Origin of the sequence: Roseateles paludis (assembly GCF_039872745.1) — a bacterium.
Taxonomy (GTDB): Bacteria; Pseudomonadota; Gammaproteobacteria; order Burkholderiales; family Burkholderiaceae_C; genus Pelomonas; species Pelomonas paludis.
The window spans coordinates 352,005-373,180 of record NZ_JBDPZD010000002.1 but is presented as its reverse complement, the minus strand read 5'-3'; the positions used below and the strand labels follow the sequence as shown (position 1 = coordinate 373,180).

General features: G+C 66.5%; 19 protein-coding genes. 6 read left to right on the top strand and 13 right to left on the bottom strand.

What is annotated here, in order from left to right:
• Position 1 precedes the first annotated feature (1 nt).
• The 6 genes from ABDJ85_RS07600 to ABDJ85_RS07575 all read right to left on the bottom strand — a co-directional run bounded on the left by ABDJ85_RS07600 (position 2) and on the right by ABDJ85_RS07575 (position 5,320).
• Positions 2-1,660: a ParB family protein gene (locus tag ABDJ85_RS07600; RefSeq protein WP_347704167.1), complete on the bottom strand. Its 1,659-nt coding sequence runs from the start codon at positions 1,658-1,660 to the stop codon at positions 2-4.
• Complete coding sequence (locus tag ABDJ85_RS07595) at positions 1,653-1,889, bottom strand: hypothetical protein (RefSeq protein ID WP_003451134.1); 237 nt, start codon at positions 1,887-1,889, stop codon at positions 1,653-1,655. Before ABDJ85_RS07595 ends, ABDJ85_RS07600 begins: the two co-directional genes overlap by 8 nt.
• A complete protein-coding gene (locus ABDJ85_RS07590) occupies positions 1,873-2,739 on the bottom strand; it encodes a ParA family protein (protein ID WP_347704868.1) in 867 nt (288 codons plus the stop codon). The genes ABDJ85_RS07595 and ABDJ85_RS07590 overlap by 17 nt, the downstream gene beginning before the upstream one ends.
• A gap of 40 nt (positions 2,740-2,779) precedes the next feature.
• Positions 2,780-2,998: an AlpA family transcriptional regulator gene (locus tag ABDJ85_RS07585; RefSeq protein WP_347704166.1), complete on the bottom strand. Its 219-nt coding sequence runs from the start codon at positions 2,996-2,998 to the stop codon at positions 2,780-2,782.
• A gap of 118 nt (positions 2,999-3,116) precedes the next feature.
• Entirely contained in the window at positions 3,117-3,878 is a 762-nt protein-coding gene (locus ABDJ85_RS07580; protein ID WP_347704165.1) for an ATP-binding protein, read from the bottom strand.
• 530 nt (positions 3,879-4,408) lie between these two features.
• On the bottom strand, positions 4,409-5,320 hold the full coding sequence (locus ABDJ85_RS07575; RefSeq protein ID WP_347704164.1) for a LysR family transcriptional regulator: 912 nt from the start codon (positions 5,318-5,320) through the stop codon (positions 4,409-4,411).
• A 232-nt stretch (positions 5,321-5,552) separates the two neighbouring features.
• Between ABDJ85_RS07575 and ABDJ85_RS07570 the strand changes: the two genes are divergently transcribed.
• The 3 genes from ABDJ85_RS07570 to ABDJ85_RS07560 all read left to right on the top strand — a co-directional run bounded on the left by ABDJ85_RS07570 (position 5,553) and on the right by ABDJ85_RS07560 (position 10,129).
• Positions 5,553-5,909 (top strand): hypothetical protein, encoded by a 357-nt coding sequence (locus ABDJ85_RS07570; protein ID WP_347704163.1) that lies wholly within the window; start codon positions 5,553-5,555, stop codon positions 5,907-5,909.
• A 101-nt stretch (positions 5,910-6,010) separates the two neighbouring features.
• Positions 6,011-6,919 (top strand): LysR family transcriptional regulator, encoded by a 909-nt coding sequence (locus tag ABDJ85_RS07565; RefSeq protein ID WP_347704162.1) that lies wholly within the window; start codon positions 6,011-6,013, stop codon positions 6,917-6,919.
• Between the two features lie 813 nt (positions 6,920-7,732).
• The gene (locus ABDJ85_RS07560; RefSeq protein ID WP_347704161.1) at positions 7,733-10,129 is read left to right on the top strand and encodes a TonB-dependent receptor; all 2,397 of its coding nucleotides are present in this window, start codon (positions 7,733-7,735) and stop codon (positions 10,127-10,129) included.
• A 75-nt stretch (positions 10,130-10,204) separates the two neighbouring features.
• On the opposite strand, the gene ABDJ85_RS07555 is transcribed toward ABDJ85_RS07560, so the two are convergent.
• Positions 10,205-11,689 carry an NAD-dependent succinate-semialdehyde dehydrogenase gene (locus tag ABDJ85_RS07555; protein WP_347704160.1) on the bottom strand — a complete coding sequence of 495 codons (1,485 nt, stop codon included), beginning with the start codon at positions 11,687-11,689 and terminating at the stop codon, positions 10,205-10,207.
• An 83-nt stretch (positions 11,690-11,772) separates the two neighbouring features.
• Between ABDJ85_RS07555 and alaS the strand changes: the two genes are divergently transcribed.
• Positions 11,773-14,394 carry an alanine--tRNA ligase gene (gene alaS / locus ABDJ85_RS07550; RefSeq protein WP_347704159.1) on the top strand — a complete coding sequence of 874 codons (2,622 nt, stop codon included), beginning with the start codon at positions 11,773-11,775 and terminating at the stop codon, positions 14,392-14,394.
• 64 nt (positions 14,395-14,458) lie between these two features.
• On the opposite strand, the gene ABDJ85_RS07545 is transcribed toward alaS, so the two are convergent.
• The 4 genes from ABDJ85_RS07545 to ABDJ85_RS07530 are packed head-to-tail and all read right to left on the bottom strand — an operon-like array spanning position 14,459 to position 18,009.
• Positions 14,459-14,962: a chemotaxis protein CheW gene (locus ABDJ85_RS07545; protein WP_347704158.1), complete on the bottom strand. Its 504-nt coding sequence runs from the start codon at positions 14,960-14,962 to the stop codon at positions 14,459-14,461.
• A gap of 25 nt (positions 14,963-14,987) precedes the next feature.
• Positions 14,988-17,135 (bottom strand): chemotaxis protein CheA, encoded by a 2,148-nt coding sequence (locus ABDJ85_RS07540; protein ID WP_347704157.1) that lies wholly within the window; start codon positions 17,133-17,135, stop codon positions 14,988-14,990.
• Positions 17,136-17,163: 28 nt separating this feature from the next.
• Positions 17,164-17,526: a response regulator gene (locus ABDJ85_RS07535; protein ID WP_347704156.1), complete on the bottom strand. Its 363-nt coding sequence runs from the start codon at positions 17,524-17,526 to the stop codon at positions 17,164-17,166.
• A 30-nt stretch (positions 17,527-17,556) separates the two neighbouring features.
• Positions 17,557-18,009, bottom strand: a complete 453-nt coding sequence (locus ABDJ85_RS07530) for a hypothetical protein (protein WP_347704155.1) — start codon at positions 18,007-18,009, stop codon at positions 17,557-17,559.
• 271 nt (positions 18,010-18,280) lie between these two features.
• On the opposite strand from ABDJ85_RS07530, the gene ABDJ85_RS07525 reads away from it, so the two are divergent.
• On the top strand, positions 18,281-19,393 hold the full coding sequence (locus ABDJ85_RS07525) for a hybrid sensor histidine kinase/response regulator (RefSeq protein ID WP_347704154.1): 1,113 nt from the start codon (positions 18,281-18,283) through the stop codon (positions 19,391-19,393).
• Positions 19,390-20,034, top strand: a complete 645-nt coding sequence (locus ABDJ85_RS07520; RefSeq protein WP_347704153.1) for a response regulator — start codon at positions 19,390-19,392, stop codon at positions 20,032-20,034. Before ABDJ85_RS07525 ends, ABDJ85_RS07520 begins: the two co-directional genes overlap by 4 nt.
• A gap of 3 nt (positions 20,035-20,037) precedes the next feature.
• On the opposite strand, the gene fliR is transcribed toward ABDJ85_RS07520, so the two are convergent.
• Positions 20,038-20,802, bottom strand: a complete 765-nt coding sequence (gene fliR, locus ABDJ85_RS07515; protein ID WP_347704152.1) for a flagellar biosynthetic protein FliR — start codon at positions 20,800-20,802, stop codon at positions 20,038-20,040.
• Complete coding sequence (fliQ, locus tag ABDJ85_RS07510) at positions 20,799-21,068, bottom strand: flagellar biosynthesis protein FliQ (RefSeq protein ID WP_347704151.1); 270 nt, start codon at positions 21,066-21,068, stop codon at positions 20,799-20,801. The genes fliR and fliQ overlap by 4 nt, the downstream gene beginning before the upstream one ends.
• Between the last annotated feature and the right edge of the window lie 108 nt (positions 21,069-21,176).

Sequence of the window (21,176 nt, the reverse complement as noted above, 5' to 3'; positions counted from 1 at the left end):
CTCAGGACTCGTGGTCCGGGTCGCCGGCTTCCAGATCCAGCAGCCGGCGCGCCAGGCGCAGCAGACGGAACAACTTCACCAGCCCGGCATCGCTCAGGCGCGCGCCAAAGCCGCCATGACCGTGCAGCAGCGGCCCAAGGTCATCGGCCAGCCGCGCCCGATCCTGCCCAGTCGCGGGTGCCTGTGCGGCGCTCAGCGCCTGCAGCAGGGTCAGCACCGCGTGCGCGAACGCCGGCAGCTCCTTCGCCTGGCCTACGGCCGGCGTCACGCAGACGAAGCCGATGCCGCCGTCGCTTGCTTCTATGTGGTCGGCCACCGCCGCTTCCTCGGCGATCTCGCGCGCGAACTGCGCGATATGCACGCGCAGGCGATCCGGTACGTCGAGGCCGGGCTCGATGTACCAGACATCCGAGATGGGATAGAGCCCGCCGGCCTGCACGGGGATCGCCCGCAGCGCATCGGCCTCGAAGTCGGGCAGCTTGTCGCCGAGCTGGTCCGCGACCATCCGCTGGATGGACTGCAGGCGCTCGGTGGTCGGTGCCGGTGTCACGATGTGCCCTTGCAGGCGCTCGTCGCGTTGCCCTTGCTGTTCCTCAGGCGCTTCGGGCGATGCAGGCGGTGTCGCTGCTGGCGCCGGAGGCGCGACCGGCGTGGTGTCGCGCGGCACAGACGAGGCGGATGGCTGCTGAGGCGCGGAGATCGGCGGGGGAGGAGCAGCAGGCACGACAGGCGCTACCGGTGGCGTCGGAGCCGCCGGTTCGCTGGTCAGCGCACGCTGGCGGCTTTCGCTGTCGTTGATCTCCAGAGCCAGCGTGTCGTAGTCCGCCTCCAGCAGCTCGGCCATCTGCCCCACCAGCTCGTCCTGCACCCGCTGCGGCGAGAAGTCATCCGGCTGTGTGTCGAACTGCGTCAGCACGTCCTGAAACAAGGTGGCGAAGTCCACGGCCACGGTGCGGCCGAGCGCACGCCGCTCCCAGGTGCGCTCGCACGCCTTGCGCAGCACCGCGAGCCGGTCCACCTGATGCCGACCCAATCCGCCGTACAACAGGGTCGGGATCGCCGGCAGCAGATAGCGCACCGCATCGTTCATGCGGCTGATGTGTGACTGCGGCACCGGATAGCCGTCGGAAGTCAGCCGCCGCGCGAGTTCGCTCTGCGACAGCGCCTGGCCGCTTTCCTGCTCGTAGAACTCGCGCGCCTTCTCGATGCCCAAGGCACGCTCGATGAAGGTCAGCCCGCCGCGCAGCTCGTTCTCGGCCAGGTGCCCGGTCAGCGCCACGATTTCACCGCGCGCCGGCCACGGGCGGAACAGGCACGCAATGCGGAAGAAGCGTTCCTCCTTGGTCTCGCTCCACAACTCGCGCAGGATCGCCAGCCGCGTGTTGCCGCCGTTGCGAATGATGTAGTGCGCCTCGCCCGGTCTGCGCGTGATCGTGGGGGGCGCGTCCAGCCCGCGTTCGCGGATGGACGCCTTGATCTCCGCATAGGCCGGGTTGCGGGTCACGCGCGGGTCGTGGTCGTAGGGCCGCAACTGGTCCAGGGTTACCACCATCGGCGTGTCGGCGATGGGGTCGCTCAAGGTCGCGGCCGAAGGGCCGCTGCGCTCGAAGCCGGTGGCCAGCAGCTTGGCAGCCATGTCCTGCGGCGTCAGCTCAGCCACGGCCGTTCTCCTGCGCCTGCCGGTCGGCGCGGCGAAGTTGCGCGCGGGCATTGCGGTCGGCACGGTGGTCGCTTGCAGTCGAGCTGGTGTAGATCGACGCGCAGCCTTGTTTCGTGAATTTCAGGTGCCCGCCGGACGTGCGCACCACGCGCCAACCTTCGCCCAGCGCGAACTCGATCAACGCGCGCAGCCGTTCACGGCCGCGCGCCAGTTCATGCACGCTCGCCATGGCCGGCCCCTCCCGCATCGGCCCGGCCGGTGACCAGCGCGAGGCGCTCCCGCCACGCGGGGAACAGCTCGCCAGCCAGCGCGCGCATGGTCTCCAGCGCCGCGGGCGCCGCGCGGCCCGCCGGTTGGCGGTACTCCACCCGATGCACCGGCAATCCTCGTGTCGCAGCGCGCGGATAGGCTTCGATGGCCGGCACGTCGGTGTCCAGCACCTGCACGCCGGCCTGTTCTTGGAACACCTGTCGCAGCGCCTGCTGGACCAGCCGCGCGTTCGACGACACCGGATGCACACGGTTGATGAGCAGGCGCAGCGGCGGCGGTTCGATGCCCAGGTGCCGATACGGCGAGATGTCCTCGATCAGTTGCAGCGTGCCGCGCCGCAGCTCGCGCGCCGCGAGGATTTCCGGCGTCACCGGCGACAGCGCCAGGTCGGACGCCAGCACCGCCATCTCCAGCAGCACGCTGCGCGCGCCCTGGGTGTCGATCAGCAGCAGGTCGTAGTGCTCGCGGAAGACCGGCAACAGGTTGCGCAGCCGCAGGCGCCCGTCGGGCGCGTGCAGCAGCAGTGTGTTCAGTTCGCCGCGGTCGTCGTTGGAGAGCACTAGGTGCAGGCCCGCGATCGCGGTGCGCGACACCAGGTGCTCGATGCGCCGCTCGTTGAAGGCGAGCATCTCGTAGATGCCGCCGGGCGCACGCACGTCCAGTGTGAAGTAGCTCGACAGCGTGGGCTGCACGTCCAGGTCCAGCAGCAGCACGCGCAGCCCGGCATCGGCGATGAGGCCGCCCAGGTTGGCGGCCGTCGTGGTCTTGCCCACGCCGCCCTTGGTTGAAATGATGGACACCACCTGCATGAGCTTCTCCTCGTCGAATGGCATGAACCGAGAAGAAGCGTCAGGCGCGTTCTTTGAGGCGATCGGCGATCCACTGTTCGATCTCCACCGAGTCCCAGCCCACCGCGCGCACGCCCAGGCGCAGCGCCTTGGGGAACTTGCCATCCTTCATCAGGCTGTAGATGTGCGCGCGCTTGAAGCCGGTCTTGGCTTCGACCTCAGCGCGGCGCAGGATGCGGTGTTCGGTCGGTGCCGCCGTGGCGGTGGTCTGCGAAGACATGAGGGTCACTCCTTAACGCTCAGTGGCGCTGATTGGCGTGACTCGAATTAAGAACGCCGCGTTGAAGAAAGACACCGCAAATGCGGTATCCGCGACCGCAGATACGGTCTGGCATCGCTCAGGAAGTTGTGCTCTGCAAATTGCGCCGAGCCAGTGCGAACTTGGCCTGCAGGGTGCGCTCGGTGATGCCCATCGCGTTGCCGTGGTGCGCCACCATCGCGCTGATGATGGCATCCTGCGTCAGGAAGCTGGAATACGGCATGCCGCTGGGAGACTTGCCCAGCAGCAGCGTCAGTAACCCGCCAACGATGTTCAGGTAGGTCGATTCGCTGCGCGGCCCCGGCGTGTTTGCACGCTCCGCGTCGGCCGCGCAGGCGGCGTGCGTCTTCAGCAGCGCCTCGTGCTCGGCGCGCAGCGTCTCGTGCACGCCCAAGTGTTCCGCCAGCCGCGCCTTGATCGCTTCCCGCTCGACCAGCAATGCGCCCACTGCGTCCAGGCTGATCGCCGGGTGAAGCGCACGCTCGATCCCATCGAACAGAAACGCCGGTTTCTCGCCGGGGTAGTAGTGCGCCATCCAGGCTTTCAGATCGACGTGCCGCACGGTCAGCGACGGGTCGTCCATCGCCAGACCCTGCGTGTCCCGCCCCAAGCCCTCCTTGCCATACGGCATTTCGCCGTGGGCCAGCGCATCGAAGATTCTTTCGGCATTCAACCGCAGCATCGGCCAGCGCGGAAACTCCGTTGCCTCCGGCAGAGGTCGCTGTCCCAAGGTCGCCAGGATGCGCCGCTCGAAGCGCAGCAATCCGCTCCAGCGGATTGCCGCCTCGATCGGGCGGTAGTAGGTCTTGGCGCCATCGGCCATGCTGCTCGACTTCGGCATATCGCGCGCCTCCATTCGTCATCGCACCGAGTCCACGCCGCGCACCCGCCGTACAGGCAGCGTGCGTGGCTGTCCAGGAATCTCCGGGCGAAACGAGCAGGTGGCGAAGCGGCGAAGACCGTGGCATCGGTGATGCCGCCGGTTTCGTTGCGAGATGTGCGCCTTGTCGCGCATGGCGCCATCACTCACAATTCGTAAGCCGCGAAACGTGCTGTCACCAGCGTCATTCGCGGGCACCATGCCTGACCCGGATAACCAGGCCGAAGTCTTTGCAGGGGAAAAGGCCCAGTAAAGCGCGATCAGCTCAACACGCCAGAGCCGATGCGCATACGGCAAGCACTGTTGCACCGCGCGTCTTCGCTGTGACGCGACGCGATGGGCATGCGAGTTTCATCGCAGGATGCCAACCGCAAGCGCGAGCAACGCCTGAGTGCAGCACGCCCGTGCACCGCGTCAATGGAATCCCGCTATGACAAAACAGGTCTGGCGCTTTGACCAAAATGGAATCGGTCAACCCGCCTGAAGCAGCCTCATGCGAGCCGTTGCGTATCCAACGGCATATGGCCGACACGCTGCGCACGGTCGATGAAGTGGCGAAGCGGCTCCGACATCGTGCCCTCGGGATGTAGCACGTAGGTCGTCAGCGCCGCCGAATCTTCGTCCAGCGGCCGGACGATCACGTCTGCCTGCCGGCATGCCACCGCGTGCGCCGCTGTGGAGAATCCCACGCCATAGCCGGCCGCCACCAGGGCCAGCATCAGCGAGTGGGTCGTCACGTACTCGGCCACGACCGGCGGTGTCTCCACCAGGCGCAGCAGGCGCTCGCATTGCCGGCTGCACTCCTGACAAACCTGCGGGTGACACAACACCAGCGGGTAGCCCACCACCTCGTCCAGCGGTACCCGCTTGTGCGCCAGCAAGGGGTGCCGCGCGGGTATGGCTACCACCAACGGGTCTTGCCACACCGGCCTGGCGACCACCCCGGCCTCCATCTCGCCGGCCATAGCAAAGGCCGCGTCGTACAGGTCATTGCTCAGCCCGCCCACCACCTGCGACAGCGGCGCCTCGAACAGCCGGATGCCTACTTCCGGCGCCTCCTCCCGGCACAGCGCGAGCAACGCCGACAACCGGGTCCGCCCGACGCCGCCGGCCAAGGCGATGCGCAGGGTGCCTCGGTGTCCAGCCGCCACCGCCCGCGCCTTGGTCTGGGCATGCTCAAAGACCATCAGCACGCGCCGGGCCTCCTCCAGGAACACCTGCCCGGCCGGGGTCAAGCGTATGCTGCGCGGCGTGCGCTCCAGCAGCGTCACGCCCAGGTCCGTCTCCAGTTGGCGGATCGTGCGCGACAGGGGCGACTGCTCCACATGCAGCCGCCGCGCCGCTCGGCCAAAGTGCAGCTCCTCGGCCACGGCGATGAAACAGCGAAGATGGCGTAAGTTCATGCAATTCCCCCCAGAAAGTGGAGTCCATTCCTCTGGCCGTAGGGAACGGCATGAGTGCTTCCCGGTGGCGATGCCGGTCACAGAGGCTTTCCAGTTGTCGCCATCCGGCCTTCAGTCGCCGGCGAGGCGGCGAGTGTCCAGGCAAGGCCGGGTTATTCCATCGGTGTTGCCATATCACACAAAACCACGGACAATCAATAATAATTCTCATTAGCATCTGTGTCCGAATGGAGTGAAGCCGATCAAGCCCGACGTGGCGAACCTGTCCGTCACCACCCACGGCAGCGTGTTCTGGAACGACGAACGCATGGGCGACGAGCAGCTCGCGCAGCGGCTGCAGGCACCGATCGCGAACTCCGACACGCGTGAGCGCCTGCGCTCGGTGCTCGGCACACCGGCTGATTTACCAGCCTTGCGGACGCAGCATCGTCTTCACGGCCCTGGTTCGCAGGAACGCCTGCGTCATATTGCTTGGCCGCCCGCCCTGGCATGGCAGCAGCAAGCACTGGCCATCAGCATTCAGTGTCCGGCTGTGTTCGCCGGCCAGCTCCGCGCGTGTCGGCGACGGGCCTGCTCCCGACAGGCATGAGTGCTTCGACGCGATGCAATCGAAGGAGGTGCTGACGGGATGCGGATGTAGATGCTGGCGCCCGAAAGGCCGAACCAGAAGAAGACAAACAGGAGGTGGCCTTGGATTTCAGATTGCTGCGTTACTTCGTCGCAGTTGCGGAAGAACTGCATCTGGCCCGTGCAGCCGAGCGTCTGGGCATCGAGCAATCGCCTGTGTCGCGTGCGATGCGCGACCTGGAAAGCCAGCTTGGCGTGCAGTTGTTCGACCGCAGCACACGCCTGACGCGGCTGACCTGGGCCGGCCAGGTGTTCCTCGGCGAATGCCGGCGCGTGCAGGCCACTGTCGAGCAGGCCGTCAAGAGCGCCAAGGCGGCGGCGCAGGGCTACCAGGGCTATCTGCGCATCGCCATCTGCGACAGCTTGGCGCAACCCCGCATCGCCACCTTGCTGGCACGCAGCCGCGAGGATGAGCCCGAGCTGGAGATTCGCGTCGTCGAGCTGCCGTTCGCGCAGCAGCTCAAGGTGCTGCACAACGATCTGCTGGACATCGGCTTTGCGTTGTCAAACGCGGTGCATGATGGCGTCGTCGCCGAGCCGGTGTGGACCGATCCGCTGTCGGTGATCCTGCCCGCACGCCATCCCTTGCTGGCACACGTGCAGGTGCCGCTGGCCGAAGCCCTGAAGTTCCCGCTGGTTCTGTGCCATCCCGAATCGGGATCGGGCTGCCGCCATCAGATTCAAGCGATGCTGCAGGATGCAGGCGCGCCACTCAAGCTGGTCGATGACGTGACCAGCCTGGGCGTGATGCTGACCCTGGTCGGCGCCGGCTACGGCATCGGCTTCGCCATCGCCTCGCAGGTGCAGACGCTACAGCGCCCGGACATCTCCATTCGTCCCCTGGCCGGCACCCCACCGATGCTCTCTACCTACCTGCTGCGCCGCAAGGGCGAACCCTCGGAGCCCATGAAGCGGTTCATCGAGCGGGTGAAAGACGGGGCTGCGCCGGTCGATGATGAGCCAGTCCTTTGAGGACGGCAGCTCGCCTGTCCGTTGCGACCTGTGGCGTGGTGTGCCAGAAGACAGATAAACTTCAGAATGAATCCGATGCTCTGGCTGTCGATGGATGTGCTTGGCTCGCTTTGGATCACCCGCAACGGCCTGCGTTGACCAGGCCGAAGATTTGAGTCCACAATCGAGTCCATTCCGTGACGCCAGGATCGGAAAAGACGTTCGTAATCAACGAGCTAGAAACCGGGTGCTGTTCCCTTCACCCGCTCCAAATGCAGACGGCCCCATCGGGGCCGTTCGCATTTGGAATGGGCGTCGGGATGAGGACCCTCCGGGGTTCGCTCAAGGCCAGCCAGTGGCTGGCCTTGGACGTGCCGCAGGCACGGGCCTGAGCCTTGCGAAGGCCGAGTCATCGCCTAGAGGCGATGGCGAGCACTCCCTTCACCCGCTCCAAATGCAGACGGCCCCATCGGGGCCGTTTCCATTTGGGCCATGCGTTGGCTGTCGCCGCTGTTGGGTCCGAGATACAGCTGCTCGTGGGCACCGCGTCAGCTTGGTGCGGTCAGCCTTCGTGGCTTAGTGGCTCAATTCGTCAAATTGCAGCCAGCTCCCGCCCGCCGGCGAACGCTATGCCTCAAATTGCTGCATGCCGGGGCGGCCATGCCCTTCTCCCTAGGGGAGCGTTTCCAAAACCGTACGGACCCGTAAAAAACTGTCATTAATTCACAAGAGAATTCGTCACGACCCGCTTCAGGCCCCGCAACAAGGGCTTGGAGCTTTGATGTTGGATGTGGCGTGCGGGCTCACAAGGCCCCGAAATTCAGGAGTGTTGAGATGGCGAACAAAATGACCCTGTCGGCCTTGGGTGCCGCCGTGGCCCTGCTGGCGGTATCAACGGCGTATGCCCAGCAAGCGGCCGCCAACGCGGACGCCGATGAAGCGGGTGCCCCGCGCGCCAAAGAGGACTCCGTGCGTCTCGGCACGATCACCATCGTGGGCGAGGGCAACAACCGCGGTGCAGGCCAGATCCTGAACGAGGATGCCTCCAAGAGCCGCAGCACGGTGACCAAGGCCGCGACCGAGAAGGACCGCGCCACCGGCAACCCCTACCAGGCCCTCGCTCTGCTGCCCGGCATCAGCACCTTCAACTACGACGCCACCGGCCTCTTCGGCGGCGGCCTCACGGTGCGGGGCTTCAACTCCGACCAGCTCGGCTTCACGGTGAACGGTGTGCCGGTCAATGACTCGGGCAACTTCGCCGTCTATCCGCAGGAGTACGCCGACCAGGAGAACCTCTGCACGCAGAGCGTGACCCAGGGCAGCCCGGATGTGGAGTCGCCGCACGCCGGCGCCACGGGCGGCAATGTCACGGTCAATAGCTGCGACCCCGAGAACGCGCGCCGCTTTCGGGTCTCTCAGACCCTCGGTGGGCTGAGCCTGACGCGCAGCTTCATCCGCTTCGACACCGGCCGGATCATGGACGACAAGCTGAAGATGTTCTTCAGCTACTCGCACACCAAGGCCGACAAGTGGAAGGGCAAGGGGACCGGCAAGAAGGACCACTTCGACGCCGCCTTCCGCTGGGACATCGACGCCGAGAACGTCATCCTCGGCTCGGTGCTCTACAACTACGCGATCAACAACAACATCTACAGCGTGAGCCTGGCGCAGCTCGATGCCAATGGCTACTACTACGACTTCGGCGACACCTTCGTTGGCCACCTGCCGCCGGTGAAGGGCACTGCGCAGCGCGAGACCAGCGCGACGCCGGGCTACTACAAGCTGTCCTTCAACCCCTTCCGCAACGCCATCGTCTCGCTGTCGGGCTCGTTCAAGCTGGCCGAGAACACCTCGCTGAAGATCCAGCCCTACCTCTGGTACGGCTTCGGCAACGGCGCGCTGCAGCAGCAGACGGCGCTGTCTGAGACGGCCTTCCTGAACAAGACCACGGGCAAGACCGGCGCGGGCGTGGACCTGAACGGCGATGGCGACACCCTGGACACCGTGATCGTGGCGCGCGGCAGCGTGACGCGCACCTCGCGCCCCGGCGTGACGACCGAGCTGAACACCCTGGTGGGTGACCACCAGATCCGTGCCGGCCTCTGGATCGAGCGCGCCGACCACCGCCAGACCCAGCCCGCCGTGCCGGTGGACAACGACGGCAATGCGCTCGACATCTGGCTGGAGAAGGGCCAGATCCTGCGCCCGGACGGCACGCCCTACCAAGGCCGCGACTGGCAGTCCATCAGCACGGCCAGCCAGCTCTACATCAGCGACAGCGTGAACTTCCTGTCCGACAAGGCCACCTTCACCTTCGGCCTGCGTGCGCCGCGTGTGTCGCGCAGCCTCACGAGCAATGCCAACGAGACCTTCACCACGGGCTACAAGATGGTGCGCCGCTACAGCGACGTGCTGCCGCAGGCTGGGGTGCGGGTCAACCTCGACAAGGCCAACCAGGTCTACGTCAACCTGGCCAAGAACTTCCGGGCGCCGCCCAACTTTGCGCTGACGGGCAACAACGTCCGCCTGGTGGGCTCCGAGGTGCAACTGCTGCGTGAGGCCCTGCCCGAGACGTCCGTCATGACCGACCTCGGCTACCGCTACCAGGCCAAGGCGCTCTCGCTGTCGGCCACCTTGTTCAACTCCGACTTCAAGAACCGCCAGTCCAACGCCTTCGACCCGGTCACCCAGAACAGCACCTACCAGAACGTGGGCCGCGTCAACAACCGTGGCTTGGAGCTGGAGGCTGGCTCGGCACCCTTCCTGGGCGGCTTCACGGCCTATGGCTCGCTGACCGTGCAAAAGACCAAGGTCAAGGACGACTTCCAGGCCTCGGCCACCGTGAGCCTGCCCACCACCGGCAAGCAGCTGACGCTGACACCCGAGACCATGATCGGCGCCTCGCTGCAGTACGCCAGCGGCCCGCTGTATGCGCGGGTCAAGGCCAAGCACACCGGCCGCCAGTACGCCACGCTGATGAACGACGAAGAGGTGCCGAGCTACACCCTGCTCGACTTCGACGCCGGCTACAACTTCGGCAACGTCAGCATGCTGAGCAATGTGCAGATGCGCTTCAACGTCAGCAACATCACCAACCAGAAGTACCGCACGCCGAGCTCGGGCACCACGATCAACGCGGTCAAGTACGGCACGGTGAATGCCAACACCGTCTTCTACTACCTCGGCGCCCCGCGCCTGGCCTCGCTCACCCTGAGCGCCGACTTCAAGTAAGTCGGCCCGGCCCCGAGGTCGCCGCAACGGCCGCAAGCGCAGCAGGGCTGCCTTGCGGCTTTTTTCCGTGGGCGTTCAGCGCCCGAGTTCGCCCAGGCACAGGTACTTCAGTTCGACGTATTCCTCGATGCCCTGGCGCCCACCCTCGCGCCCGAAGCCCGACTGCTTGATGCCGCCAAACGGCACCTCGGCCGTGGCGACGAGGCCGGTGTTGATGCCCACCATGCCGAACTCCAGTGCCTCAGCGACGCGGAAGACGCGTGCGATGTCGCGGCTGTAGAAATAGCTCGCCAGGCCGAACTCGGTGCTGTTGGCCAGCGCGACGACCTCGTCCTCGGTCTGGAACTTGAACACCGGGGCTACAGGGCCAAAGGTCTCCTCACGCGAGCAGAGCATTTGCGCCGTGGCGTTGGCCAGCACCGTGGGCTGGAAGAACTGAGGCCCCACCTCGGCCGCTGGCTCGCCGCCGGTCAGGACCTTGGCGCCGAGCGCGACGGCATCGGCGACGTGGCTCTCTACCTTGGCCAGCGCCTGGGCGTCGATCAGTGGGCCCACCTGGCTGCCTGGCTCCAGGCCGGGCCCGAGCTTGAGCGTCGCCACCTTGGCGGCGAACTTCTCGACGAAAGCGTCGTAGATGCCTGCCTGCACGTAGAGCCGGTTGGCGCAGACGCAGGTCTGGCCGGCATTGCGGTATTTGCTGGCCATCGCGCCGCTGACCGCCGCCTCCAGGTCAGCATCGTCGAAGACGATGAAGGGCGCATTGCCGCCCAGCTCCAGGCTCAGCTTCTTGAGCGTGCCAGCGCACTGGCGCATCAGGATGCGGCCCACCTCGGTGGACCCGGTGAAGGACAGGTGGCGCACCACGTCGCTCTCGCACAGCACATGGCCGATCTCGATGGACTGCGCCGCATCGGCCGTCAGCACGTTGAGCACCCCGGCCGGCATGCCCGCGCGCTGGGCCAGTTCGGCCGCGGCCAGGGCCGTGAGCGGCGTGGCCTCGGCCGGCTTGATGACGACGGTGCAGCCGGCCGCCAGCGCAGGTGCCACCTTGCGGGTGATCATGGCCAGCGGGAAGTTCCAGGGCGTGATGGCGGCGCAGACGCCGATGGGCTGCTTCAGCACGATGTAGCGCTTGCCGGGGTCCGTGCTCGGGATGGTTTCGCCGTAGATGCGCTTGCCCTCCTCGGCAAACCACTCGACAAAGCTGCCGCCGTAGCCGACCTCGCCGCGGGCCTCGGCCAGTGGCTTGCCTTGCTCGGCGGTCAGGATCAGGGCCAGGTCGTCCGTGTGCTTGAGCAGCAACTGGTGCCAGCGCTGCAGCACGGCGGCACGCTCCTTGGCGGTCTTGGCGCGCCAGGCAGGCCAGGCGTTCTGTGCGGCGGCGATGGCGGCCTCCGCCTCCAGCCGGCCCAGGTTGGGCACCTCGGCCAGGGCCTCGCCCGTGGCGGGGTCGTCCACCCCGAAGCGGGCCGCGCCCTCGACCCACTCGCCGTTGATCAGGGCCTGGGTGCGCAGCAGGCTGGGGTCCTGCAAGCGGCTGAGCAAACTGGCGTGATCCATGGTGTGTCTCCGGGGCAAGGCGGTCACTCTAGCTGAGGGACAATCCGCTCTCTTTGCCCTGCTGTTACAGGAAGCACACGGACATGAAAGCCGCCGAGATCCGCCAGACCTTTCTGAAGTTCTTTGAGTCCAAAGGTCACCAGATCGTCGCCTCCAGCCCCGTCGTCCCCGGTGACGACCCGACGCTGCTGTTCACCAATGCCGGGATGAACCAGTTCAAGGACGTGTTCCTGGGCTTCGACAAGCGCGCCTACAGCCGCGCCGCCACCAGCCAGAAGTGCATCCGCGCAGGCGGCAAGCACAACGACCTGGACAACGTCGGCTACACCGCGCGCCACCACACCTTCTTCGAAATGCTGGGCAACTTCAGCTTCGGGGACTACTTCAAGCGTGACGCGCTGACCTTTGCCTGGGAGCTGCTGACCGTCCACTTCAAGCTGCCCAAGGACAAGCTCTGGGCCACGGTCTATGCCGAGGACGATGAGGCCTATGGCATCTGGAAGGACGTGATCGGCCTGCCCGCAGAGCGCATCGTGCGCATCGGCGACAACAAGGGCGCACGCTACATGTCCGACAACTTCTGGATGATGGGCGACACCGGGCCTTGCGGCCCCTGCTCCGAGATCTTCTACGACCACGGCCCCGACGTGGCCGGCGGGCCCCCTGGGTCGCCGGACCAGGACGGCGACCGCTACATCGAGATCTGGAACAACGTCTTCATGCAGTTCAACCGCACTGAAGACGGCGTGATGCACCCGCTGCCCAAGCCCAGCGTGGACACCGGCATGGGCCTGGAGCGCCTGGCCGCCGTGCTGCAGCACGTGCACAGCAATTACGAGATCGACCTGTTCGTGAAGCTGCTGGCCGCTGCCAAGGCAGCCGTCGATGCCGCCGGCGCCGGCGACTGCGATGCGGGCAGCCCCAGCCTCAAGGTGATTGCCGACCACATCCGCGCCTGCAGCTTCACGGTGGTCGATGGCGTGATTCCCGGCAACGCCGGCCGCGGCTATGTGCTGCGCCGCATTGCCCGCCGCGCCATCCGCCACGGCTACAAGCTCGGCGCCCGCACGCCCTTCTTCCACAAGCTGGTGGCAGCCCTGTCGGCCGAGATGGGCGAGGCCTACCCCGAGCTGCGCGCTGCCGAGAAGCGCGTGACCGACGTGCTCAAGCAGGAGGAGGAGCGATTCTTCCAGACCATCGCCACCGGCATGGAAATCCTGGAAGGCGCGCTGGCCCAGGGCAATGTGGACGGCGACACCGCCTTCAAGCTGCACGACACCTACGGCTTCCCCGTGGACCTGACCGCCGACGTCTGCCGCGAGCGCGGTGTGAGCGTCGATGACGCACGCTTCCACGTGCTGCTGGAAGAGCAGAAGAACCGCGCCCGCGCCGCCGGCAAGTTCAAGATGGCCCAGGGCCTGAAGTACGAGGGCGCTGCCACCAGCTTCCATGGCTACGAGCACTTGGTGTGCGAGACCAGCACCGTCACCGCCGTCTACGTGGACGGCGTGCAGGTGGCCGAGGCGCAGGCCGGCGACGACGCCGTCATCGTGCTCGACCACACGCCCTTCTACGCCGAGAGTGGCGGCCAGGCGGGCGATGCGGGCGAGCTGCGCAACGCCACCACCCGCGTGGTGGTGGACGACACCACCAAGGTGCTGGCCGATGTGTCGGGCCACCACGGCCACATCGTGGAAGGCTCGGTCAAGGTGGGCGATGTGTTCACCGCCCGCGTGGACGCCGAGCGCCGTGCCAAGACCGTGCGCAACCACAGCGCCACCCATTTGATGCACAAGGCCCTGCGCGAGGTGCTGGGCAGCCATGTGCAGCAAAAGGGCTCGCTGGTGACGGCCGAGCGCACGCGCTTTGACTTTGCGCACAACGCCCCGATGACGGCCGAGGAGATCCGCGAGGTCGAGACGCTCGTCAACGCCGAGATCCTGGCCAATGCGGCCGCCAATGCGCAGGTGATGAAGCTCGACGACGCGCAGAAGTCGGGCGCCATGATGCTGTTTGGCGAGAAGTACGGCGAGAGCGTGCGCGTGCTGTCCATCGGCTCCAGCAAAGAGCTGTGCGGCGGTACCCACGTCAAGGCCACGGGCGACATCGGCCTCTTCAAGATCGTGGCCGAGAGCGGCGTGGCCGCTGGCATCCGCCGCGTGGAGGCTGTGACGGGCGACAACGCACTGGCCTATTTGCAATCGCTGGAGACGGCCGTGCACGGCATGGCCCAGACCCTCAAGGCTGCGCCCGGCGAGCTGGGCTCACGCCTGCAGGCGGTGCTGGACCAGGTCAAGCACCTGGAGAAGGAACTGGCCGCCGCCAAGAGCAAGCTGGCCTCCAGCCAGGGTGACGAATTGCTGGCCCAGGCGGTAGACGTGAAGGGCCTGAAAGTGCTGGCGGCCCGCCTGGAGGGCGCCGACGCCAAGACCCTGCGCGAGACCCTGGACAAGCTCAAGGACAAGCTCAAGTCCGCCGCCATCGTGCTGGCTGCCGTGGACGGCGACAAGGTGCAGCTGGCCGCCGGCGTCACGGCCGACGCGATGGCCAAGGTCAAGGCTGGCGAGCTGGTCAACTTCGTGGCCAGCCAGGTGGGTGGCAAGGGCGGCGGCAAGCCCGACATGGCCATGGCCGGCGGCACCCAGCCAGCCGGCGTGCCCGCTGCGCTGGCCAGCGTGGCAGCCTGGGTGGGCGAGCGGCTCTGACGCATCGTCCACCCCAAAGCAAAAGGCCGCTCACTGAGCGGCCTTTTTCATGCGGCGCGGAGCTTCAGGCTGCGACGGCGGCGTCCATCAGGCCCATCTCGGCGCTGCTCATCAGGCCTTCGATGTCCATCAGGATCAGCATGCGGTCCTGGATGGTGCCGATGCCGGTGATGAAGCGCGTGTCCACGCTGCCGGCGTTCAGCTCGGGGGCAGGGCGCACGGCGTCCTTGCTGAGTTCGAGCACGTCGGAGACCGAGTCCACCACGGCGCCGACGACGCGGTTGCGAACGTTCAGCACGATGACGACGGTGAAGCTGTTGTACTCGGCCGTGGGGCAGCGCAGCTTGATGCGCAGGTCCACGATCGGGACGATCACGCCGCGCAGATTGACCACACCCTTGATGAAGTCGGGCGCGTTGGCGATGCGGGTCGGCTGCTCGTAGGAGCGGATTTCCTGAACCTTCAGGATGTCCATGCCGTATTCCTCGTCGCCGAGTTTGAAGGTGAGGTATTCACCCGTGGCGACTGCACGGCTTTCCTTGCGGAGGGCGGGAACATTGCTTTGCATGGGGAGTCCTCTCCTGGCTGGGGGATCAGTGACGTGAGCGGCGCACGAGGCTGCCGATGTCGAGAATCAGGGCGACACGGCCGTCACCCATGATGGTGGCGCCCGACACGTCATTGACCTTGCGGTAATTGGCTTCGAGGTTCTTGACGACCACCTGCTGCTGGCCGAGCAGCTCGTCCACCAACAGTGCGACGCGGCCGCCTTCGGCCTCGACCACGACCATGATGGATGAGACGTGTTCGAAGTCGAAGCGGGGGACTTCGAACACTTTCTCCAGTTCGATGACGGGCATGTACTCGTCACGCACCTCGACCACGCGGCCGGTGCCGGCGACGGTCTTGATGGTGTCGGCCTGGACCTGGAAGGATTCGACCACCGAGGACAGCGGCAGGATGTAGCACTCTTCGCCCACGCCCACGCTCATGCCGTCCATGATGGCCAGCGTCAGCGGCAGGCGCACCGAGACCTTCATCCCGTAGCCTTCGGCCGAGTCGATCTCGACCGTGCCACCGAGCGAGGTGATGTTCTTCTTGACCACGTCCATGCCCACGCCGCGGCCGGACACGTCGGTGACCTGTTCGGCCGTCGAGAAGCCTGGTGCAAAGATCAGGTTCCAGCACTCGGCATCGGTCATGCTGTCCGGTGCGTCGATGCCTTTCTCGCGGGCCTTCTTGATCAGCTTCTCGCGATTCAGGCCACGGCCGTCGTCACGCACTTCGATGACGATGCTGCCGCCTTGGTGCGAGGCCACCAGGGTGATGGTGCCGGTCTCGGGCTTGCCCTTGGCAACGCGGTCGGCCGGCATCTCGACGCCGTGGTCGCAGCTGTTGCGCACCAGGTGGGTCAGCGGGTCGGTGATCTTCTCGACCAGGCTCTTGTCCAGTTCGGTGGCTTCACCCTGGGTGACGAGTTCGACCTTCTTGCCCAGCTTGGCGGCCAGGTCGCGCAGCATGCGCGGGAAGCGGTTGAACACGGTCGACATCGGAATCATCCGGATCGACATCACCGATTCTTGCAGGTCGCGGGTGTTGCGCTCCAGGTCGGCCAGGCCAGCCATCAGCTGCTGGTTGAGCGAGGGGTCGAGCGACTGGCTGTTCTGGGCCAGCATGGCCTGGGTGATGACGAGCTCGCCAACGAGGTTGATGAGCTGGTCGACCTTTTCGATCGAGACGCGCAGCGTGGTCTGGTCGAGGCCACCGCCTGCGGGCTTGGCATCTGCCTTGGGCGCAGCGGGGCGCGTGGCCGGAACCACCGCCGCAGCGGCAGCTGCCTCGGCGGCTGCGGGCTTGGGCGCTTCAGCCTCGGCGGCAGCGGCGCCAGGCATGCCGGGCGCGTCGTCAAAGAAGCCGTAACCCGGGTCGCTGCTCGGGGCCTCTTCCTTGGGGGCGCCGGGCGAGTTTTCGTAGAAGCCATAGCCCGGGCCGAGCGGCGTGAGCTTGACCTGCTCGCGGGCGACGTGGAAGGTGAACAGGTCCAGCAGGTCGTTGTCGCTGCTGGAAGTGACGATCTTGAAGCGGCGCACGCCGTCGGCAGCCTGGCCGGCGTCGAGGGGTTCGATGGTGCCGAGGTCGGTGATTTCCTTGAACAGGTCCACCAGGTTGTCGGCCACTTGCGGGTCGGGCAGGGGGCCGACCAGCAGCTCCAGCATGCGAACGTCGTTCTTGAGGGGCTTGGCCGCAGGGGCCTGGGCGGCTGCCGGGGCTGCTGCGGGTGCCGCGCGCGCTGCCGACGGGCCGGCCGTGGGGGCGGTGCCGCCTTCCACAAAGCCGCGGATGTTGATCAGCAGATCGGAGGTGTCGAAGGGGTCGGCACCGGAGCCTTGGTGGCGGCCCAGTTGCGCGCGCAACGCATCGCCCGACTGCAGCAGCACGTCGATCATGGCGGCGTTGGGCTGCAGCTCGTGGCGGCGCAGCTTGTCCAGCAGGGTCTCCATCTGGTGCGTCAGCTCGGCCACATCGGAGAACCCGAAGGTGGCGGCGCCGCCCTTGATGGAATGCGCGCAACGGAAGATGGCGTTGAGCTCTTCGTCGTCGGCGGCATCGACGTTCACATTGAGCAGCAGCTGCTCCATGTTGTCCAGGTTCTCACCGGCTTCTTCAAAGAAGACCTGGTAGAACTGGCTGAGGTCGATACCAGCGCTGATGTTTGCGCCTTCTGAGGTCATATCACCCATCGCTTCGCTCCCTGTGGTGGCGGTGGCTTCAGCGGATCACCTTGCCGATCACTTCGATCAGCTTGGCGGGGTCAAAGGGCTTGACGAGCCAGCCGGTGGCACCAGCCGCGCGGCCCGCCTGCTTCATCGCGTCGCTGGACTCGGTGGTCAGGATCAGGATGGGCGTGGCCTTGAACTTGGGGTTCTCGCGCAGCTTCTTGGTCAGGCTGATGCCGTCCATGCGGGGCATGTTCTGGTCCGTCAGCACCAGGTCGAAGTCGCGCGTGCCAGCCTTCTCCCACGCGTCCTGGCCGTCCACGGCCTCAACAACGTTGAAGCCGGCGTTCTTGAGCGTGAACGCGACCATTTGCCGCATGGAAGCCGAGTCGTCGACGGCAAGGATGGAGTGCATGTCGGATTTCTCCTGGGGCTATCGTGAGGACTAAAACAGTTCGATGGAACCAGCGTCCATCTCATCTTGCGTCACAGGATTGGGACGCAGCGGTGCGGTCTCGACAACGGCGATGCCATCGGCGTCATCCATGCCGAAGGTGTCGCGTGCCAGTTGGTCGGCACAGCTGCGCAGGCGCTGGCCGGTGTGGGCGATGAGCTGGGTGGACATGTCCTGGAACTGCAGGGCCGTGATGGCGCCTGCAATGTGCTGCATCACGTCCTTGAGCGGCGCCAACGCGGGATCACCCTCGCTCTTGCTGAGCATGGTCATCACCAGGCTGGAGGCCGAATAGAAATGGTTGGAAAGCGCTTCACCCGCGTCATCCAGCAGACGCTGCAGACGCTCGAGATCATTGGTCACCGACATCAGGTGATCCTGAAGTTCGGCGGCCAGCAGCAGTGGCATCGATCCAGTGGCGTCAGACTGTTCTTCGATCTGCATCATGTCTCCAAACGGCTCTCTTTCGAGAGTCGGCACGTGGGCGCGAGTGCTTCGTTCACGTGAGCGTGCATCATGGCATGTTGAAACCTTTTGTCGCCCCCGTCCAGGCGCCAAAGCAGCCCGTTGCGCTGCATTTCTCGCCCAGAGCGTGCGCAAGTTGACACTCGCGCGTTGCGCCCAGGGAAATGGCCGGGCGGCCGAAGATTCCAGCAGCCTGTCGGGGGCGGCGATTTCGGGGGCCGCCGGTGCGCCGGCGGCATACTTCGCCCCCATGACGCTGGCCGCCAACGACCCCTCTCCCCGGCTCCTGCGGGTGCTTCATATCGAGGACTCGGAGCTTGACCATGACCTGATCCAGGCCGAATTGCGGCGTGGCGGCCTCAGGGTCGAGATGCGGCGGGTGGACACGCTGCGCGGCATCGACCTGGCGCTGGGCGAGCGCTGGGACGCCATCGTGTCTGACTACGGCCTGCCGGGCTTCACTGGCTTGATGGTGCTGGAGGACCTGCGCCGCCGGGGGGTGGAGATCCCGTTCGTGATCGTCTCGGGCGAGATCGGCGAGGACGCCGCCGTGAGTGCCATGCGCAATGGCGCGGCCGACTACCTGCTCAAGAACAACCTGGCGCGCCTGGCCCCGGCGCTGCAACACGCCGTGGAGGCCGCCGAGTCTGAGCGCGCCCGCCGCCTGGCGGATGCCGAGCTGCTGCGCTCCAAGCAGCGCCTGCACGAGCTGGCCGGCCACCTGCAGACCCAGGTGGAGCTGGAGCGCGCCGGCGTGGCACGTGAGATCCATGACGACGTGGGCGGCGCGCTGACGGCCATCAAGTTCGACCTGGCCTGGATCGACCGCCATGCCCAGGAGGCCGACGTGCGCCAGCGCGTGCAGATGGCGCTGGAGGCGGTGAACTCGGCCATCGAGGCCAGCCAGCGCATCATGCAGAACTTGCGGCCGGCCATCCTGGAGCAGGGCCTGAGTGCCGCGTTGCAATGGCTGGTGGGCCGCTTCGAGCGCCGCACCGGCATCGAGGTGGCCGCCCGGCTGGCTGACGACCGGCAAGAGCTGCCCCCTGGCGTGCCCCTGGTGGCCTACCGCACGGCGCAAGAGGCGCTGACCAATGTCTCCAAGCACGCGGGCGCGACCCGGATCGAGATGGACCTGAGCCTCGACTCCGGCGCGCTGACGCTGGAGATCCGGGACAACGGCAAAGGCCTGAGCGCTGAAGACCTGGCCAAGGAGCGCTCCTTCGGGGTGCGCGGCCTGCACGAGCGTGCGGCCACGGTGGGCGGCTGGATTGACCTCAGCGGCGACCAGGGCGGCACCTGCCTGACGCTGACCATCCCGCTCTCCACCGAGCGGTTTGAGGCTGTGGAGGCCGGCGCGTGATCCGCGTTGTGCTGTGCGATGACCATGGCTTGATCCGCCGCGGCATCCGCGACACCCTGGCCGACGGTGGCGACATCCAGATCGTGGGCGAGGCCGGCGACTACGGCGAGCTGCGCACCGTGCTGCGCCAACTGGGCGAGGGCGCTTGCGACGTGCTGGTGCTCGACATCAACATGCCCGGCCGCAGCGGCCTCGACGTGCTGCATGCGCTGCGCGAGGAGGGCGCGGCCATCCGCACCTTGATCGTCTCGATGTACCCCGAAGACCAATACGCCATTCGCGCGCTGCGGGGCGGTGCCTTTGGCTATGTGAACAAGGCGGGCGACCCGGCCCAACTGCTGCAGGCCGTGCGCACCGTGGCCCAGGGCCGCAAGTTCGTGACGCCCGAGATTGCGCAGATGCTGGTCGAGAGCCTGACGGCGCCTGCGCCCGAGCAGGCGCACCAGAAGCTGTCCGACCGTGAACTGCAGACGCTGGTGATGATCGCGTCGGGCAAGCGGCTCTCGGACATCGCCGAGGAGCTGATGCTCAGCCCCAAGACCGTCAGCGTCTACCGTGCCCGCGTGCTAGAGAAGCTGAGCCTGGCCAATAACTCCGAGATGACGGTCTACGCCATCCGCAATGGGTTGGTCGCTAGCTGACCGTCAGCTGAAGGCCGCCAGCAGCCGCTCCAGCGCCGCGCTGAAGGGGGTCTGCATCAGCGGCAGCGTGGCCACCATGCCCAGCAGGCCCACGCTCACCGTCACAGGGAAGCCCACCGCGAAGATGCCGATCTGCGGCGCCACGCGCGAGATGATCCCGAGCACCAGGTTGACGAAGGTCAGCATGGTGATCAAGGGCAGGGCGATCCACAGCCCGATCTGGAAGATCTCGGCGCCCCAGGTCTGAGGCTGGGCCGCGCGCAGGAAGGCAAAGGGCTCCTGCCCGACCGGGAAGCTGTGAAAGCTCTGCACCAGGGCCTGGATCAGCAGCAGGTGGCCATTGATGGCGATGAAGAGAAAGGCCACCAGGCTGCCAAAGAAGCGGCTCGTGGCCGTGCCCTGGGCGCCGGTGCCGGGGTCAAAGAAGCCGGCGAAGTTCAGCCCCATCTGCAGCCCGATCAGCTCGCCCGCGAACTCCAGCGCGGCGTAGACGATGCGCACCGCAAAGCCCATGGTCAGCCCGATCAGCACCTGCTGGGCGATCAGCAGGGTCAGCATGGGCAGCGAGTCCAGCGGCACGGGCGGGATGGCGGGCAGCGAGGCCTGCGCCGCCACCGAGATGAACAGCGCCAGCCCCACGCGCAGCCGCATCGGCACCGTGCGCTGGCTGAAGGTGGGCATGCCCGAGAACAGCGCCAGCGTGCGGATGAAGGGCCAGAGCAGCGGGTTCAGCCACGCCAGCAGTTGGGCTTCGGTAAAGCCGATCACACCACCACGCTCGGGATCGCTTGCAGCGTGCGCTGGATGTAGTCCACCAGCTCGGTCATCATCCACGGCCCGGCCACGGCCAGCACCAGGATGGCGGCCACCACCTTGGGCACGAAGGACAGCGTGGCCTCATTGATCTGCGTGGCAGCCTGGATCACGCTCACCACCACGCCGACGACCAGCACGGTCAGCAGCACCGGGGCGGCCACCAGCATCAGCATGTAGAGGCCTTGCTGGCCGAAGGTGAAAACCTGTTGCGGGTCCATGGTCTAGGGCCTGTTAACACTACGGAAATGGGCCGCGAAGGCCCGCCAGAAGGGGCTAATCAAGGCGCGGCTCGCCGCCCGCACTCGTGTGCGGGCAAGAGGCGCAAC

What these genes read in the sequence shown, in the direction of transcription:
- ABDJ85_RS07585 (WP_347704166.1), bottom strand. Translation starts at nt 2,998, where the DNA reads ATGTCTTCGCAGACCACCGCCACGGCGGCACCGACCGAACACCGCATC.
- ABDJ85_RS07540 (WP_347704157.1), bottom strand. Translation starts at nt 17,135, where the DNA reads ATGGGTGATATGACCTCAGAAGGCGCAAACATCAGCGCTGGTATCGAC.
- ABDJ85_RS07575 (WP_347704164.1), bottom strand. Translation starts at nt 5,320, where the DNA reads ATGAACTTACGCCATCTTCGCTGTTTCATCGCCGTGGCCGAGGAGCTG.
- ABDJ85_RS07545 (WP_347704158.1), bottom strand. Translation starts at nt 14,962, where the DNA reads ATGCAAAGCAATGTTCCCGCCCTCCGCAAGGAAAGCCGTGCAGTCGCC.
- alaS (WP_347704159.1), top strand. Translation starts at nt 11,773, where the DNA reads ATGAAAGCCGCCGAGATCCGCCAGACCTTTCTGAAGTTCTTTGAGTCC.
- ABDJ85_RS07595 (WP_003451134.1), bottom strand. Translation starts at nt 1,889, where the DNA reads ATGGCGAGCGTGCATGAACTGGCGCGCGGCCGTGAACGGCTGCGCGCG.
- fliQ (WP_347704151.1), bottom strand. Translation starts at nt 21,068, where the DNA reads ATGGACCCGCAACAGGTTTTCACCTTCGGCCAGCAAGGCCTCTACATG.
- ABDJ85_RS07530 (WP_347704155.1), bottom strand. Translation starts at nt 18,009, where the DNA reads ATGCAGATCGAAGAACAGTCTGACGCCACTGGATCGATGCCACTGCTG.
- ABDJ85_RS07535 (WP_347704156.1), bottom strand. Translation starts at nt 17,526, where the DNA reads ATGCACTCCATCCTTGCCGTCGACGACTCGGCTTCCATGCGGCAAATG.
- ABDJ85_RS07580 (WP_347704165.1), bottom strand. Translation starts at nt 3,878, where the DNA reads ATGCCGAAGTCGAGCAGCATGGCCGATGGCGCCAAGACCTACTACCGC.
- ABDJ85_RS07590 (WP_347704868.1), bottom strand. Translation starts at nt 2,739, where the DNA reads ATGCAGGTGGTGTCCATCATTTCAACCAAGGGCGGCGTGGGCAAGACC.
- ABDJ85_RS07555 (WP_347704160.1), bottom strand. Translation starts at nt 11,689, where the DNA reads ATGGATCACGCCAGTTTGCTCAGCCGCTTGCAGGACCCCAGCCTGCTG.
- ABDJ85_RS07560 (WP_347704161.1), top strand. Translation starts at nt 7,733, where the DNA reads ATGGCGAACAAAATGACCCTGTCGGCCTTGGGTGCCGCCGTGGCCCTG.
- ABDJ85_RS07525 (WP_347704154.1), top strand. Translation starts at nt 18,281, where the DNA reads ATGACGCTGGCCGCCAACGACCCCTCTCCCCGGCTCCTGCGGGTGCTT.